The sequence below is a fragment of the Niabella sp. CPT15-335-S11 genome (genome assembly GCF_058792415.1).
Genome location: NZ_JBYTEI010000001.1, coordinates 851,486 through 867,272 on the forward strand (window position 1 = coordinate 851,486; position 15,787 = coordinate 867,272).

Here is a 15,787-nt window from a genome sequence, read left to right on the forward strand (position 1 = left end):
GGGACCTATGTTTTTATCCCATTACCATTTTGATGAATGAGAAGATATATTTTATTTGCGTTGATGTTCCTGCCGATTGCCGTTCTTGCTCAGTTGCCATTCAGCAAAAAAGAACAGATTGTTGCGAATAAGAATTTCTTTTGCACCATGCAATTGATGGAGTTGGTCCTGTAAATTGTATGTCGAATACGAATCACTACTGATAAGGCTTTCGAGCTCGAACGGATTACCCTAAATAAAGATAGGAACAGTAGGACAGCGGTTTCCTCCGAAATAAATAATATATTTTATCGTAATATTATCTGTTAACAGTTCAGTAACTGTTCGCTAACCTGCCGTTAACATTCGGAAAATACTTTTGCCGCAAATTCAGAAACATGGGGAAAGTAAAGGGAAGGCCATTGCTGCTGCTTTTTATCGGGATATTCATTTTTTCATTTGTGGGAGCAAGTTCGGGAAGTAGTATAGAGAAGATACAGGTGAGTGGTTATGTGTACGACAACCAGAACACGCCCCTTGCAGGCGTAAGCGTTATACAGAAAGGGTCGGTAAAGGGTACCAGTACCGATACTACAGGTTTTTATTCTATCGAAGTAGAGCGTGGTTCCACGATCGTTTTTTCGGCTGTTGGATTCGAGAGCCGTGAGATGCTTATGTCAGCGTCTGCGAGGCTGACGGTCGTGCTGCAAAGGATCAGCGGAACACTGGAAGAAATAGTGGCTATAGGGTATACCCGGGTGAAGAGGGCCGAGTTTTCGGGGGCAGTTAGTAGCGTTCAGGCGAAGGATCTGAATATATCAACCCCAACAGTTGGCCAGGCTTTGGTGGGCAAGGTGGCGGGTGTTCAAGTATTGCAGGTTAGCGGAGCACCGTATGTAAGTACCAAGATCAGGGTGAGGGGCATAGGTTCAATAAACGCGAGTTCGGATCCGTTATATGTGATCGATGGGTATCCGGCGGGAACGAATATTTTTATTAATCCAGAAGATATTGAAACAATCGATATATTAAAAGACGCTGCATCCGCAGCAATTTATGGTTCCAGAGCTTCCGGCGGCGTAGTGTTGATAACAACAAAGAGAGGGAAGGCAGGGAAAGGATCATTGGTTTACGACTACCAGGTTGGTATCAATCAATTGGCAAAAAAAGTGAAGCTGTTGAACTCGAACCAATTTGCGCAGCTGATGATCGATGCCAGGAATAACACCTATCGCGATCTGATCCTGGCAAAAGGGTTGTCATGGAACGATGCGATGTATTCCGACGATAACGCCACCAGGGTGCGAAAGGTTGGAAACTCTGGTGGTGTGAGTATACTGGAATCGATATACGATTTTGCTAACCAAAAGCTTGTGCCACCAACCATAAATACCGACTGGCAGAATGAGTTGTACAGAAATGCTGTAACGCAGCGGCATAATATTTCATTTACAGGAGGGGAGAAATCAGTGCGATATGCCCTCAGTGGAGGCTATTTAAATCAACCGGGTATCATGAAGGGCACGAAGCAGGATAGAATTAATTTCAGGGCTAATATTGATGCTGATGTAACGACCAGGCTCAAAGTGGGTACCAATCTTTCACTCACCGATTTTAATAACGATGAGGCCCGGGAGGGACGCTTTCATCAGGGCCCTATTTTGGGTGCTTTGATATATATGCCCATTTTCAAAGCTTATAACGAGGATGGCTCACTGAGAAAGTTTGAGGCATCTTCATTAAACGCCTACGGATTTCAGACCATTGAGAACCCCGTTGCACTGGCTACAGAAACTAAAATGAATCGTAAGGGAGTAAGAAACACTTACAACGGGTTCGCTACTTACGACATTTTGAAAGAGTTGCAGTTCAAGGTAAATCTGGGTTATCAAACGTATAATGAGAAATACGAATTTCATAATCCGACTTCCCTGAGTGCGGGTAATTACCCGCCCTATTCAGCCCAGGCTATCGCCGCAGCGTATTCAACCGCCAGGACTATTGCACAGAAGGATCTGCTGGCAGAATACACTCTCACGTACAACAAACGTATCGGCGATCATAAGATAGACGGACTTTTGGGCTATACAACGCAGCAAACGTCGAACGATATTATCAGTGTAAACGCTTCGGGGTACACTAAAGATGCGATCCGGGAAATCACTGCCAAGGGGTCAGACCCCAGCAACTTCACCCTGAATGCCGAAACCGGCAAAGCAACCTGGTCGCTGATTTCTTACCTGGCGCGGTTGGGATACAGTTATCAGGGTAAATATTTCTTAACCGGTGCGTTCAGAACAGATGGCTCCTCCCGGTTTGGAAATGCGAATAAGTATGGCGCTTTCCCATCTGTGGCGGGAAGCTGGATTGTTTCAAAAGAATCATTTTATAACAACTGGTTCGGCTCGAAATCTTCATTCAGACTGAGAGCAAGTTGGGGCCTATCCGGAAACAACAACATCGGTAACTATAACTCCGAGCAGGTGATGGCAGATCCGCGGGGTGTTATTTTTGGGGGTAATGTGATTGCAACGGCCTACTTCCCGGGAGCAATAAAAGATTCATCTATTGGCTGGGAGTCTACAAAGCAGGTGAATATAGGGTTTGATATTGGCCTGCTGAACGAGCGGATTTCGCTTACAGCAAACTACTACAACAGTAATTCATTCAACTTGTTGTTTTATCAGTCGTTGCCTGGTATCTCCGGAGCCCAGCAATACCTTACCAATTTGCGTAATTCTAAAGTGCAGAACAAAGGCTTTGATGTTCAATTGAACGCGCTGGTCATCAACCAGGACGATTATACGCTGGGCTTCAACGGAAATTTTTCTTTAAACCGGAACAAGGTATTGAATATGGGAGGTGCCAGCACTATTTATTCAAGGGGAGCTGAACGTTCATATATCACGCATGTTACGCAGGAAGGATATCCGGTTGGCATGTTTTATGGATTTAAGGTGAAGGGGATGGTGCGCCAGAGTGATATGGCCAACATCGCTGAAGACAACAGGAATTATAACCCATCCACAAAATCTTTCCCACAGGGATATGTTTTGAAGGGCCCGCCGAGATCGCTGGCATCAACAAATCCTCTGGCGCCCGGGGATTTGTATTTTGAGGATGTGAATGGTGATGGAGTTGTGGACGACAATGATAAAACGGTTATTGGAACGCCTTATCCGAAGTTTACCTATGGTTTTGGTCTTCGCGCCAGCTATAAATTTGTGGACCTGTCTGCTTCTTTCAACGGCTCCCACGGTAATCAGGTTTTAGATGGGCAAGACTATTACCTCTTCAATATGGAGGCATCAGGAAACCAGTATAGTGTTGTTGCAGACCGGTACAGATCAGAAGCAGAGCCGGGAAATGGCTGGGTTTACCGGGCTTCACGTGGCGGGACGCAAAGCAACAGCACCCGGCTATCTACTTTTTATCTGCAGGATGGTTCCTATTTCAGATGTACAAATATAACCCTGGGTGTTAATGTACCGGGTATTTCCAAAGTAGCTAATAATACATTTAAGGCCCTCAGGATCTATGTTGCTGGCGACAATCCTTTCACTATAACCAGATACAAGGGATATAATCCTGAAGTGGACTATAATGATGGCGCCAACCTTACGCCAGGTGTGGATTACGGGAAGTATCCACTAATGCGGGCTTATAATTTTGGAATTAAGGCAACATTTTAAACTGCCGCAGAAAGTTTATCTTAAAAATAGAAGCGATGAACAGGAATATTTACATAGTTATTATTTGTTTAATGGGTTTGATGACCTTGGGATGTTCCAAATCATTTTTGGAGCAGCATGATCCCAATGCAATACCAACGAAAGACTTTTTTCAAACGGAGAATGACGTATTGCTCGCGCTTAACGGCGCTTATGAGGCATTGAGAAGCGGCAGTGGCGTGGGTGAGGGCAGCACTCTGTACAATGAGGAACGCTCCGATAACGCAGGCAGGAATGATAACCAGTCCAATGCCGGTGAGCCCTTCCAGTTCAATGATTTTTCATTGCTGCCCTCCAACACTTACATCAAAACGCACTGGTTCGCACTCTATTCAATTATCACCCGTGCGAATTTTGTGATTGATGGTGCAGACAAAGTTACCTATGCCAGCGAAGCTACCAGGAACAACTATATTGCTGAAGCAAAATTCATCAGGGCATTTATATACTTTAACCTGGTCATGAAATGGGGGGATGTACCGCTGACACTTCATCCTATTACCAGCGCTGCACGGGCAAATGAACAGAATTTCCGCGTGAAAAAATCCATCGTCTATGATTCAATCGTAGCTGATCTTAAGTATGGCGCTGAAAACAGCACGCTTCCAAATTCCAGGATCGCATCGGAGAAAGGAAGGGTGTCCAGGGCAGCGATCAACGGATTTTTGGGCAAGGTCTATCTGACCATGGCACTGACGCTTGACGCAGGAAAACGAAACGAATACTTAGCCCAGGCGAGAAAATACCTGGATGCATGTTATGCCATGAAGAGCTTCAATACCCTGAGCGATATACCTTATGCCGAGGTGTTCAATGTTGAAAGGAAACTTACGAACCCGGAGATCTTGTTTCAGATAGAATACAAACAGGGAGATCTGAATTTTTACTCATCAATCGCTGCAAGTTACCAGGCTAAAGGCGAAAAGATCAACTCTAAGAAATCGGGAACAGGAGCTGGCGGCGTAACCAAACTGGATCTCATCAAAGATTATGAACCCGGCGATTTGAGAAAAGATTTTTCGGTGAAGTTCGCGAATGACAAAACCGTCAACGACTGGTTTATAACCAAATTCAGGGATACGTCCGCTGCAGCCGGCCCCAATGGTTATGGAGGCAACGACTGGATTGTGTTACGATACGCCGATGTGGTATTGATGCTGGCCGAGGTGAACAACTATCTGGGGAACACCGATATTGCTATCAGCTTCCTAAACCAGGCGAGAACCCGGGCAGGCCTGGCGGATTATAATACCGCGATGCTGAATGCAGGTTATGTAGCGAAGTATCCTAATCTGAAACTTGCCATTTTGCACGAGAGGAGAGTCGAACTTGCGTTTGAAAACCAGCGGTTGTTTGACCTGCTGAGGACCTTTACGGCGCAGGAATTTGCCGACTATTTCAGATCTAAAAATCAGGTGGATTACGGGATAGCCAAGCTGTCCAATATTGGTGTAAAGGACTATTATTATCCTATTCCAGTGGATGAATACAAACTGGACCCTAACAAAATGTATCAGAATCCGGGGTATTAAGTCTAGCAGGTCCCGAATCCTTTTGTACATTGTGGTAATTCGGTTCTAATTTATTGGGAGGAAAGTGATAACTCCAGATATTTGATGATTGATTTATTGAAGGAAAGAATGCTGTGGAATGGTATTGTTTAAGTGTCTTAGTTCGTTTTGCTTTGTTCACTCTCTTTTCTGAGTAATTCTCTTATTAAAACCATTGTTACCACATCCTTTCTGATGTCTTTAATTTGTCGGCCATTTAAGAAAACAGTCGGCGTGCTGGTTATGTTTAATCCTTTTGCTTCCTGTATATTTTTTTGGAGGATGGATGCGGCTTCGGGGCTGTTACGAAAGTTTTCAAAAGCCGGCAGATCGAGACCGATGTTTGTGGCTATATTCGTGAGATTTGCTTTTCCTCCTGTTTTGAAAATCTCGTGATGGAAAGTGAAAAACTTTCCTTGTTGTGCTGCGGCCAATGAGGCTTTGGCGGCATCGCAGGAACCGGGGTGCAGGTTTTTTTCTAAGGCAGGGTTACATGATGTACTTAACGGGAACTGTTTAAAAACAATCGCACATTCTTTACTGAATTTCTTAATGATGCTATCCGTTTCAGCAGAGAAAAATCGGCAGGCGGGGCAGAGAAAGTCGCTAAAAATAGTGATTAGCATATGGCTGGAGGTATCACCCAGTACAGCATCGCCGGCGTTTATGTGAATTTTCCTAACAGGTTCTTTGTCGAAATCTGCAAAAACCGTGTTGAAATCGACTTTTTGCGCTGCCGCTGCTTTAAGCGCCATTACCCGCAAACCGAAAAATCCGGAGAGGGCAAAAAGCCCAACGATCAACAGGCTGAAAGCTTTCCAAAAAACTGGTGCGGAGAATATTTTTCTGATGGAGGCGGTCTGAAAAAATAGTTTTACATCATTAAAAAATTCTCTAACGTTATACTTGTTGATTTTTTCGAACAGAAAGAAGAGAATAAAATTGCATATATGAATGACCGTGCAAAATGGGCAAAAGAGTTGTGGTTGTGCTGTCATGAGGCTGATAAAGAAAATGCCCGCTAATAAAGCACACAGACTGAAGAGGAAAATTAAGAAATGCGAAACTCTTTGAAATTCTTTGCCGAACATCAGCGGCGCAAGGAACAGCAGGCCCATTCCAAGATAATATAGCAAACCCCAGCCACCGAGCGGCAGACCCAGAAACTCAGACCAAGGGCTGTTAAGTGCCCCATCGCAAGTGCTGCCGAATATTGTTGAACACACATCCGGTCCCCCTGCATGGAGGTGTTTCAAAAAAAGGAATGAGGAAGCCGTCGCTGAAGTCAACGCCAGAGAAATGGAAATAATTTTTGGTACTCCTTTCTTCATAATTTATTTTGAAAACTAAACAAGCACCCTCAAGCTAATCAGGTGCTTGTTTTTAACGGCGATCATTTAATCTTCTGCTTTGCCGGCATCATTGGGTACACCCCTATCCGGCTAAGAAAACGTTAGCTACAAGAACTTTTGATAACGCCATTAGCTGTCTGCGTTTCTATGGTCTTACTTTAACAGAAACGCTTGCATTACCACTGGCACTTACGACTATGCGTCCAACGCCCGGGCCATTTGGGGTTGAGTATGGTACATCAGCCCAAATCACTGCGCTACCCGTGGGATTGGCCACGTCTTTAACGCTACAAGTGTAGTTACCATTGCCAGATGGAGTGATTACAGCATGGCTTTGGTCTGCCCAAACCAAGTTATGATTCCCATCAAATAAACCACAGCCAAAATCGTTTAAAACAACGGCTCCGTTGTTGCTACTGGCTACCCAGCTAACCAATAACGTTGATACAGCAAATACTGCCGCCAAAAGAATGCTAGTTTTCTTCATTTTTAGTGTTTTTAAGGTAAAAAATAGGTGAAACAATCTCGCCGGTATTTGCACAATGCTATAGCATGGTAGTACTCTTGTGTTTTACACCGGTTAAATGAATTGCGAATATAGCATATCTGATTTGAGGTATCCAAATTTAACACATCGCTTATTTAAGTGATGGATGTTATTTGTTGAAATGATAGTTGTCACTGATATAACGGATAGTCATAGCTATTTCAAATTATCGCTATCACTATTTAAGAGACAATTATTGCCATCTCAAATGATAGTTTAACAAATAAGTCTTTTTGAAGCTAGCCTATGGCGGCGAACATCCTGGACTTTATTCTTTCGTATCAATGGGTTTTTCAAGACAGTTAACCGACAGATTACCGTTTCCATCCCTGGTTTTCAATTTCCATCCCTTTTTCTTAAGTATTTTTATCAGTTCACGATTAACTATGCCGTGCGCAACGACTATAGTTTTTCCATGCTCCTCCGCATACCTGATTAACTCATCTGAATAAACCTCAATACATTGTTTCCTTTGTCGATAGGTCGGTAAGGAGTCAGCGTTATTGCCTGCCTTCCATGCTATAAAGGAAGTAGCAAGCCATGCTCTCACAGGCATTTGTACAAGAGGCCATCGTACAACTTTATATTGAAATTCCATAAGGTTATTATTAGTTCTCAAAATGGCATTATGTCCGAAAAGTATGGAGGCCGTTTGAATGGCTCGCGCTTGTGGACTGGTAAAGATCGTATCGATTGAGGAAAGGTCGCCGACTTTTTTCAGTGTTGCCGCCGGGTCGAAATCCCTTATTGGCGCTTTGTTATAACGCACTCTGTAAGCATAGGCACCCTTGGACCCGGACCACCCGGGTGATTCAATATTTACTGCTCCATGTCTGATCAGGTAGATTCTCGGGCCTTCAAGCGCCATTCCGGTTGAAGGTACAAACAGGAAAACTATAAAACTTAATCTAAATATCAAATGCATCATGGGAAAGTTCAAGTTTATTTGCATCAGCCAGCCTCGGAAGGAGCAGTTGCTTTTTCTTCTGAAAGAATTGCATTCTCTTCAGGATATTATCAATCATTTTCGATATTCTGGATGAACCTTCTCAATGAGTTCCGAGTAACTGTCTGCGAGTTCATTTGCTTTTTCGATTATTCCCGTAATCTGATTTACCAGGCCTGTGAGTTTTGAAGAAGTCATAATAATTTTTGAAGTTAGTGAATATTCGCTAACTTTGTAGCGGTTTTTCCGTTAGAAAGTTTAGAAATAAGTCTTTGTAGTTATAAGGGATTTATATTCAATTAGTTATAATATGCGGCATCGAAAATCATGAAAAGTTCAAAAAATAAGATCGATTTAGCTGATCCGTTTCACCAGGAAATCGACTCGAGTGCGCGGTTGAGGACGAATATTCTTATTAAATTGCTGGCGCTAGAAGGTTTTCTTTTTCTTTTAGTGTACCTCTTCTACCAGGCTGAATATTTGCGGCTATTCAATTCGAGCCTGGCCATACATGCCGTTTTGATTTTCCTGGTGATCATCGTTATTTATGAGCTAATACTTCATTTTTACAGGCTTGGTCGCAGGGGTCCGCTCAAACATTCCCGGGTTGTACCCCGTTACGCCAATGCCTTTTTTGAAGTGACCCTGTTAAGCCTGCTGCTGGCATTTATTGTAGAAGATTCCGGTCAGGTTACCATTCTACACTCGCCCGTTGCATTAACATATTTAATATTCATCATTCTTTCCACACTGAAACTTGACTTTAAGCTTTCACTCTTTACAGGGGTTTTGTCCGCTGCAGAGTATATTCTTATTTCATTTGTCTTTGACAGCTACTCAACCCAGACGGACACTCTAGAACGGTTTTTCTTTGAGGGCTACTCAATTCAGACGGACACCTCAGAGCAATTTCAGACGAAAGTTCAGATTTTCGGGTTGGGCATTATGCTGATTATCACCGCTGTCTCTTCCGGGTTCGTTGCACGCCTGATCAGGAAAACGATGATTATTTCCCTCAATTCAGTCAGAGAAAAGAACGACGTCATTGACTTGTTCGGTCAGCAGATCTCCCCCCAGATAGCGCAGGAAATCCTGAACGACAGGACAGGATTATCGGGAAGAAGAAAAAATGTTACGGTCATGTTCCTTGACATAAGAAATTTTACTTCTTTTTCAGAGCACAGGAGTCCGGGGGAGGTGGTGGCATACCTGAACAAGCTTTTCGGTTTTATGATTGAAATTGTTCAGGAGAACCAGGGCATCATCAATCAGTTTCTTGGGGATGGCTTTATGGCAACTTTTGGGGCGCCTGTCACGGATCCCGATAGTAGTTTCAATGCAGTGAAGGCCTCATTGGAGATACTTAAACGTAAAGATTTTGAAATCAGCAAGGGAAACGTATCCGCCACAAGGATTGGGATCGGGCTCCATCATGGGGAAGCAGTAACGGGTAATATTGGTTCAGAAATGCGAAAGCAATACTCCATAACCGGGAGCGTCGTAATCATTGCCTCGCGGATCGAGGGACTTACCAAAAATTTTGATACAGAACTGCTCGTGTCTGAGGAAGTCATCTCCAGGTTGCCCGAAGACATGCGAACAGAATTTAATGCCCTCGGAGAAGTGAGCGTTAAAGGAAGCGAAAAAATGATCTCCATATATAATTATATCTCAATTAATCAACTAAAGAAGCAATGAAAAATCTAAAAGACTTAAGAGTCGAGACCGAAAAATATGTAACCCGGCTTCTTACAGAAAACCTGCCTGATGGATTGTTTTACCATGATATCAGCCATACACGGCGCGTGGCAGAACAGGCAGACATGATCGGAAGACATGAAAACCTCAGTACGGATGAGCTTGACATCGTGGTGATTGCCGCATGGTTCCATGATGTGGGATACATTCAGAAATATGAAGGCCACGAAGAAGTTAGTATCAGCATCGCCACCGAGTTTCTCAGGGATCAGGGGCTGGATGCTGATTTGATTAAAACGATAACTGAATGCATTTCCGCGACCCGTATTCCCCATGATCCAAAAAATAAGCTTGAGGCAGTTTTATGCGATGCCGATATGATGCACATGGGATTGGAATCGTATCCGGATATTATTAAAAATCTTCGTAAGGAGTGGAATTACCTCGGTTTCAAAACCCATTCTAAAAATAAGTTCAGAAAAGAATCGATCAGGGTTATGCAGGAACATCAGTTCTATACAGACTATTGCCGTAACGAATTGTCAGGTATCAAGGAAAAAAATCTGACGGCCTTAAAGTCGGCGATCCAAAAGACAGAGCAGGAGACGAAAATTGTTCTTCCTCAAAAGAATGCCGCCGGTAAAATCAAAACCTATTCACGCGGGGCGGATTCCATGCTCAGGCTCACCGCCAGGAATCAGATTAACCTCAGCTCAATTGCCGATAAAAAATCAAACATACTGATTTCAATAAATGGCATAATTATCTCACTTGGATTGGCCTTTATGGTTGGGAATTTCGGAGAGAGGCCTGGTTTCATCCTGCCCGTACTTTTATTCCTGGGTTTCAGTTTGGCAACCATTATTCTGGCAATACTTTCCACCCGCCCGAATATTTCCAAAGGAAGACCAAACGAAAAACAGACAAACAGCAATCTTTTGTTTTTTGGAAATTTTTATAAGATGGATCCCGATGATTATGAAAGATCAATCAACGAACTGATTAACGATGATCCCAGTCTTTACTCTGCGATGATCAGAGATCAATACCATCTTGGGAAAGTGTTGGCGCGGAAGTACAAGCTTCTGAGTATTTCCTATGGAGTCTTTATGGCCGGATTGATCATTTCGGTGATCTCATTTATCCTCGTTTACCTTCCTCTGTAAAACTTGTTTTTATGAAGCTCGTTTCCATAACCGGCATCGTAAGTTTATGCTTCTGCTATCTGTTCGTGTCCTGTCAACCGGGCTCGGGAAAAGCCCAGGAACCAGATGCAGCGGGGTTCTATTACAATTTAAACAAACCGGATGAGGTATTTAAGATGGATAAAAAACTCCGGGAGATATCAGGGATATCCTGGCTCGGGAATGATCGGTTGGCATGCATTGAAGATGAAAATGGAATTATATATGTGTTTGACATGAAGCAACAAAAGCTGTCGGCTATGTATAAGTTCGGTGGTCCTGGTGATTATGAGGACATTGCCGTTAAAGGGGATATCGCATGGGTACTCGCCAGCAACGGTGTCCTTTACAAGGTTAACGATTTTAAGAGTGATGCGCGGGAGACGATTAAAATAAAAACTCCCCTCAAATCGAAAAATAACACCGAGGGATTGGCATTCGATAAAAGCGGGAATAGTCTCCTCATTGCATGTAAAGATGTGCCATCGATCAAAGCAGAGAAACCTCTGGACAACATGAGGGCAGTTTACCGGTTTGATGTACAAACCCTGAGATTGCAGGAAGATCCTGCATTTGTAGTTGACCGCCGGCAGGCCAATACTGAATTCAGGCCGTCAGGGATCGCAGTGAATCCGATCGATCATGAAATATATATTATTTCAGCCAGCAAAGGAATGCTGATAACAATCGACGAAAGTGGTAAGGTCCGGCATGTACGTACTTTAAGCAGAAAAGTATTCAGCCAGCCTGAAGGAATTTGTTTTTCACCAGTTGGTGACCTGTATATTTCCAATGAGGGCAGGACCGGTCGGGGGACAATCATGAAGTTTAAATACAAAACCAATGAATAGGTTGCTACCAAAAATCGTTATGGCTGTAATAATCAGTGCTGCGATCCCTGGAGCTGAAGGCCAGGAGAATAGGAACCCGGTTTTTGAGAGTACTGATAGTTCTCGTCACGACGACACTGTTATTGTTGCGCCCGGGCAGGAAATATACAGGGCAAATAAATTCAGGAAATTCTGGTTAGGAAATAATTATCGCGAAGAATGGCTTACGCCGGTTGAAGCGCCGGTTTTTGATTTCAGGAATGGTAAAAGAAAGCTCGAAATCACCGGTATGGGAGGGGGCTTTCAAACCCGAAGCCTCCGCTTAAAGGACGACCTGGGGAAGGAATGGGTACTACGCTCGGTGGATAAAGATCCATCATCGTCCATCCCTGGCATGCTCAGAACTGAGTTTGCCGAAGACATTGTTCAGGATCAGATATCTGCCTCCCACCCCTTTGGAGCGTTGGGCGTCTCTGCGATTGCCGAAGCTGCACGGGTCTTTCATACTAACCCCCGACTTGTCTATCTTTCCAGGGATTCTGTGCCGGTGAAATATGGTGGCAAATGGGAGGGCTTATATCTTCTGGAGGAAAGGCCCGATGGCAATCGTGATGATGTAGCCAGTTTTGGATACTCAAAAAAAATTATCGGCACATTGAAAATGCTTGAAGAAATAAGTAATGATCACAAGTCGCGTGTAGATCAATTTCAATACCTGAGGTCGAGGCTGGTCGACATACTCATCAGCGACTGGGACAGACATGAAGATCAGTGGAGGTGGGCGGCATTTAAAGAAAATGGCGCGACCATATACAGGCCGGTACCGCGTGACAGGGATATGGCCTTTTTCGTTGTCGAGGGTATCGTACCCTGGTTCTCAACGCGCCCATTTCTGTTGCGGAAGATACAGGGACTGGATTATAAAATAAAAGATCTGAAAGGGCTGAATAGCCAGGCAAGGCATCTCGACCGGCGGCTCCTCAATGAACTGTCACGGGATGATTGGAATACCACCATCCTGGCGTTGAAATCTGCGGTTACCGATGAAGTCATCGATCAGGCGCTGAATAATATGCCAAAGGAGTCAACCAATGAAAGCCGGGATCAGATCGCAGCTAAATTAAGGGCAAGGCGAGATGGTCTTGATAGGTTTGCTCTAGATTACTACGAAATACTCTCTGAAAAAGTTGATGTTGTAGGAACTAATAAATCCGATTTCTTCACAGTCGATCGTATTAGCAATTCAGAAACAAAGGTGACGATTTTTAATATGAGCAAAAAACAGAAGCCGGGAAAACCATATTATGAACGGGTATTTAACACGGCTGAGACCAAAGAAATAATGCTCTACGGACTAGACGGTGATGACGTCTTTCAGCTTGAAGGAAGTGTTGAAAAGGGGCCGAGGATCCATATCGTCAGTGGAAAGGGTAGGGATGTCATTGACGATAACTCAGTAGTTAAAGGAATTAGCAGGAAGACGATTATTTACGATGACAATTCCAAAACCAGGGTTACGAATTCGGGAGAAGCCAGGATGGTAACATCAGCCGATCCGGGAAAATTTACCTACAATTACAACCAGTTCAACTATAATAAGTTAATACCAATGGTATATCCCGGGTATAGCATCGACGAGGGCGTTTTTCTGGCTGCAGGATTTGATCTGACAACGTTTGATTTCCGTAGAAAACCATTTGCTTCAAGGCATCAGGTTTTGTTTAATTATTCAACGGCAACGAGGGCGAAGGAGTTTAAGTACACTGGAAAATATACCGATATCTTCAGTAATATCGACTTGAGTTTAAAATTTCATTTTCGCGATCCCAAATTTACACGGAATTATTTCGGCACAGGAAATGAAACAAAGAAGACTGTGCTGAACAAAGATTATAACAGGGTTCGCATTGGTGAGTTATTTATAAGTCCTGAATTAAGCCATAGGTTTCACTCCGGAATAGATATTTCGGGTGGCGCATTTTATCAGAACACACGCATTGAACAAACGCCCGGTCGGTATATTGCTGATCTGCAGGTGAACGGCCTGGATCCCCAAATCTTTGAGAGAAAAGAATTCATCGGGCTCAATGCCGGCCTGACGCTTGACAAAAGAGACAGTATCATTTATCCTACGAAAGGGGTTTACCTGGCTGCCCGGAACACGTTCTATTATGGATTGTCAGGGATTAATAGCAGGTTCAATCGTATGCAAGGAGAAGCAAAATTATTCCTTAAGCCATTGAAATCAGCCGGGCATGTTGTGGCATTCAGGGCTGGCGGCGCCCTCAATGCGGGTGATTACGATTTTTACCAGTTAAATACAGTGGGCGGTCGTGACAACCTGCGTGGATTCCGTTATTCGCGTTACTCGGGATTTGCCTCCGTTTATCAGAACACCGATCTGAGGATCAGATTGAGCCGTGTGAAAAGTTATCTTACAAAAGGATATTTAGGGTTGATCGGTTTTAACGATGTTGGTAGAGTCTGGAGTAAAGGGGAGACCTCATATAAGTGGCATCATGGCTATGGGGGTGGCATCTGGGTATCGCCCTATGAGATGGCCATAATCAGCGCCCAGATGGAATTTTCGCAGGATGAGAAAAAGGGACTTTTTTCCGTCAGGTTTGGGTTCTTGTTTTAGCGGCGTGATTACTTCCGACTTTCTTTTTGCAGCTCACCCGGGAGACACGCCGTTACTTCGTCCTTTTCTACGCGTAGAAAAGGTGATTTTATTCCTTTTGCGACATCAGTAATAGCATTTGTACTCATCAGGGTGTAAAAAATTTTATCATTCTCAGACCATGCGATGATTACATGCTGCGCTCCTGCGGCTAGCACTACCGGATAAGATGCATGTATGCGAGGTCGCGTAACTTCTTTTTCAAAGAAATCGTTTCCATTTATCTTGTTTACGATAATTTTACTGCGCGTGGAATCTCCTTGCCGGTAGCTTACATTATACGCAACAATCGGGGTTCCATCCGGCATAAGACATAGTTGCGCAAACCGGCCGTTCGGGTTAAGTTGCCGCTTTAACAGCATGTTGTTGTTTTTATCCAACACTGCATAAAAAACACCCTTTTGTTTAGATCCGGTAAACCAGGTTACATATGTTTTCTCATCGCTGCTTGCAACTGATGGCCCGTTATGAGGGCACCCGTCTATGACCCAATGATCATTGCTGAAAGGCACAGTCTTACCGAAAGTGCGGCCATTATCGGCAGAGCTACCAATGGAAATATCCCTTACGGAGCCGGAGAGCAAATTCCGGAATGCAACACTTACATTACCCCGCCCATCGCTGCTGATAGCTGTCCGACAACACTGGCAGGCAGTAGGTTCTATGACCACAGCACTTCCAAAGCCTTCATTCCCCTGCGTTTTCGAGAATTTGACGGGACGCCCGCTATTTGTATCGTCCGGATCCGTATCCAGCCACGAAACGCCAATTTCTCCATCATCCAGCCGTATCATATTGCCAAAGGAGCGTGAACCTGTTTGTGTGGTGCGGGGTTGAATAGATTTATGGGCGGTCCACGTCTTCCCTTTGTCAAAGGACATCACATACTGAATATCACTTAACCCAAACCTGCTTTTTTCTGAGGGAACAGATGTCTCGTATGTGGCTACTATTGTACCATCGCCTTTAAACGCAATCTTAGGCATCCCTTCTTCATGAATACTCGTATTGGGTTCAATAGGTATGGCAATACCAGGCGTAAATTTCTGCGACCGTGCATCCCAGTTTGCGAAATAGACATGTTTATTTCCCGCCCTGTCTACCTCTGCCCAGCTAATAACAGGATTGTTCTTTTGATCTTTGGTAAGGAATACACAGGACGCTTTGTTACCTACATTGGAGAGCATGATTGGAGCTTGCTCTTTACTGTTGCCGCTATCGCTGCAAGATTGCAGCAGGGGAAGTGATACGATATATAAAATGAATAACTTTTTCATTTCGATTAAAATT

At 43.9% G+C, this 15,787-nt stretch carries 11 protein-coding genes; 7 read left to right on the forward strand and 4 right to left on the reverse strand.

Translation table 11 applies throughout. From position 1 onward, the window contains the following. The first annotated feature begins 36 nt into the window (after positions 1–36). The 3 genes from AC3WS5_RS03500 (at position 37) to AC3WS5_RS03510 (ending at position 5,242) form a co-directional block, all read left to right on the forward strand. Complete coding sequence (locus AC3WS5_RS03500; RefSeq protein WP_492465830.1) at positions 37–174, forward strand: hypothetical protein; 138 nt, start codon at positions 37–39, stop codon at positions 172–174. Between the two features lie 203 nt (positions 175–377). Beyond that, the gene (locus AC3WS5_RS03505; protein ID WP_492465832.1) at positions 378–3,671 is read left to right on the forward strand and encodes a SusC/RagA family TonB-linked outer membrane protein; all 3,294 of its coding nucleotides are present in this window, start codon (positions 378–380) and stop codon (positions 3,669–3,671) included. 35 nt (positions 3,672–3,706) lie between these two features. Then, the gene (locus tag AC3WS5_RS03510) at positions 3,707–5,242 is read left to right on the forward strand and encodes a RagB/SusD family nutrient uptake outer membrane protein (protein WP_492465833.1); all 1,536 of its coding nucleotides are present in this window, start codon (positions 3,707–3,709) and stop codon (positions 5,240–5,242) included. A 137-nt stretch (positions 5,243–5,379) separates the two neighbouring features. Here AC3WS5_RS03510 and AC3WS5_RS03515 read toward each other — a convergent pair whose 3' ends face one another. The 3 genes from AC3WS5_RS03515 to AC3WS5_RS03525 form a co-directional block, all read right to left on the reverse strand. Next, complete coding sequence (locus AC3WS5_RS03515; RefSeq protein WP_492465834.1) at positions 5,380–6,591, reverse strand: vitamin K epoxide reductase family protein; 1,212 nt, start codon at positions 6,589–6,591, stop codon at positions 5,380–5,382. Positions 6,592–6,757: 166 nt separating this feature from the next. Continuing rightward, positions 6,758–7,099, reverse strand: a complete 342-nt coding sequence (locus AC3WS5_RS03520) for a hypothetical protein (protein WP_492465835.1) — start codon at positions 7,097–7,099, stop codon at positions 6,758–6,760. Between the two features lie 328 nt (positions 7,100–7,427). Further along, positions 7,428–8,087 carry a phosphoglycerate mutase family protein gene (locus AC3WS5_RS03525; RefSeq protein WP_492465836.1) on the reverse strand — a complete coding sequence of 220 codons (660 nt, stop codon included), beginning with the start codon at positions 8,085–8,087 and terminating at the stop codon, positions 7,428–7,430. Between the two features lie 345 nt (positions 8,088–8,432). On the opposite strand from AC3WS5_RS03525, the gene AC3WS5_RS03530 reads away from it, so the two are divergent. The 4 genes from AC3WS5_RS03530 to AC3WS5_RS03545 are packed head-to-tail and all read left to right on the forward strand — an operon-like array spanning position 8,433 to position 14,458. Then, positions 8,433–9,803 carry an adenylate/guanylate cyclase domain-containing protein gene (locus AC3WS5_RS03530; protein WP_492465837.1) on the forward strand — a complete coding sequence of 457 codons (1,371 nt, stop codon included), beginning with the start codon at positions 8,433–8,435 and terminating at the stop codon, positions 9,801–9,803. After that, positions 9,800–10,969, forward strand: a complete 1,170-nt coding sequence (locus tag AC3WS5_RS03535) for a Pycsar system effector family protein (protein WP_492465838.1) — start codon at positions 9,800–9,802, stop codon at positions 10,967–10,969. The genes AC3WS5_RS03530 and AC3WS5_RS03535 overlap by 4 nt, the downstream gene beginning before the upstream one ends. A gap of 11 nt (positions 10,970–10,980) precedes the next feature. After that, positions 10,981–11,838 (forward strand): SdiA-regulated domain-containing protein, encoded by an 858-nt coding sequence (locus AC3WS5_RS03540; protein ID WP_492465839.1) that lies wholly within the window; start codon positions 10,981–10,983, stop codon positions 11,836–11,838. Positions 11,839–11,857: 19 nt separating this feature from the next. Next, positions 11,858–14,458, forward strand: a complete 2,601-nt coding sequence (locus AC3WS5_RS03545) for a BamA/TamA family outer membrane protein (protein WP_492465840.1) — start codon at positions 11,858–11,860, stop codon at positions 14,456–14,458. A gap of 8 nt (positions 14,459–14,466) precedes the next feature. Here the strand turns inward: AC3WS5_RS03545 and AC3WS5_RS03550 are convergent, their stop codons facing one another. Next, entirely contained in the window at positions 14,467–15,774 is a 1,308-nt protein-coding gene (locus tag AC3WS5_RS03550; RefSeq protein WP_492465841.1) for a sialidase family protein, read from the reverse strand. Between the last annotated feature and the right edge of the window lie 13 nt (positions 15,775–15,787).

Bases quoted from the DNA above. Each gene is read 5' to 3' on its own strand.
- AC3WS5_RS03500 (WP_492465830.1), top strand. From the start codon at position 37: ATGAGAAGATATATTTTATTTGCGTTGATGTTCCTGCCGATTGCCGTT.
- AC3WS5_RS03505 (WP_492465832.1), top strand. From the start codon at position 378: ATGGGGAAAGTAAAGGGAAGGCCATTGCTGCTGCTTTTTATCGGGATA.
- AC3WS5_RS03510 (WP_492465833.1), top strand. From the start codon at position 3,707: ATGAACAGGAATATTTACATAGTTATTATTTGTTTAATGGGTTTGATG.
- AC3WS5_RS03515 (WP_492465834.1), bottom strand. From the start codon at position 6,591: ATGAAGAAAGGAGTACCAAAAATTATTTCCATTTCTCTGGCGTTGACT.
- AC3WS5_RS03520 (WP_492465835.1), bottom strand. From the start codon at position 7,099: ATGAAGAAAACTAGCATTCTTTTGGCGGCAGTATTTGCTGTATCAACG.
- AC3WS5_RS03525 (WP_492465836.1), bottom strand. From the start codon at position 8,087: ATGATGCATTTGATATTTAGATTAAGTTTTATAGTTTTCCTGTTTGTA.
- AC3WS5_RS03530 (WP_492465837.1), top strand. From the start codon at position 8,433: ATGAAAAGTTCAAAAAATAAGATCGATTTAGCTGATCCGTTTCACCAG.
- AC3WS5_RS03535 (WP_492465838.1), top strand. From the start codon at position 9,800: ATGAAAAATCTAAAAGACTTAAGAGTCGAGACCGAAAAATATGTAACC.
- AC3WS5_RS03540 (WP_492465839.1), top strand. From the start codon at position 10,981: ATGAAGCTCGTTTCCATAACCGGCATCGTAAGTTTATGCTTCTGCTAT.
- AC3WS5_RS03545 (WP_492465840.1), top strand. From the start codon at position 11,858: ATGGCTGTAATAATCAGTGCTGCGATCCCTGGAGCTGAAGGCCAGGAG.
- AC3WS5_RS03550 (WP_492465841.1), bottom strand. From the start codon at position 15,774: ATGAAAAAGTTATTCATTTTATATATCGTATCACTTCCCCTGCTGCAA.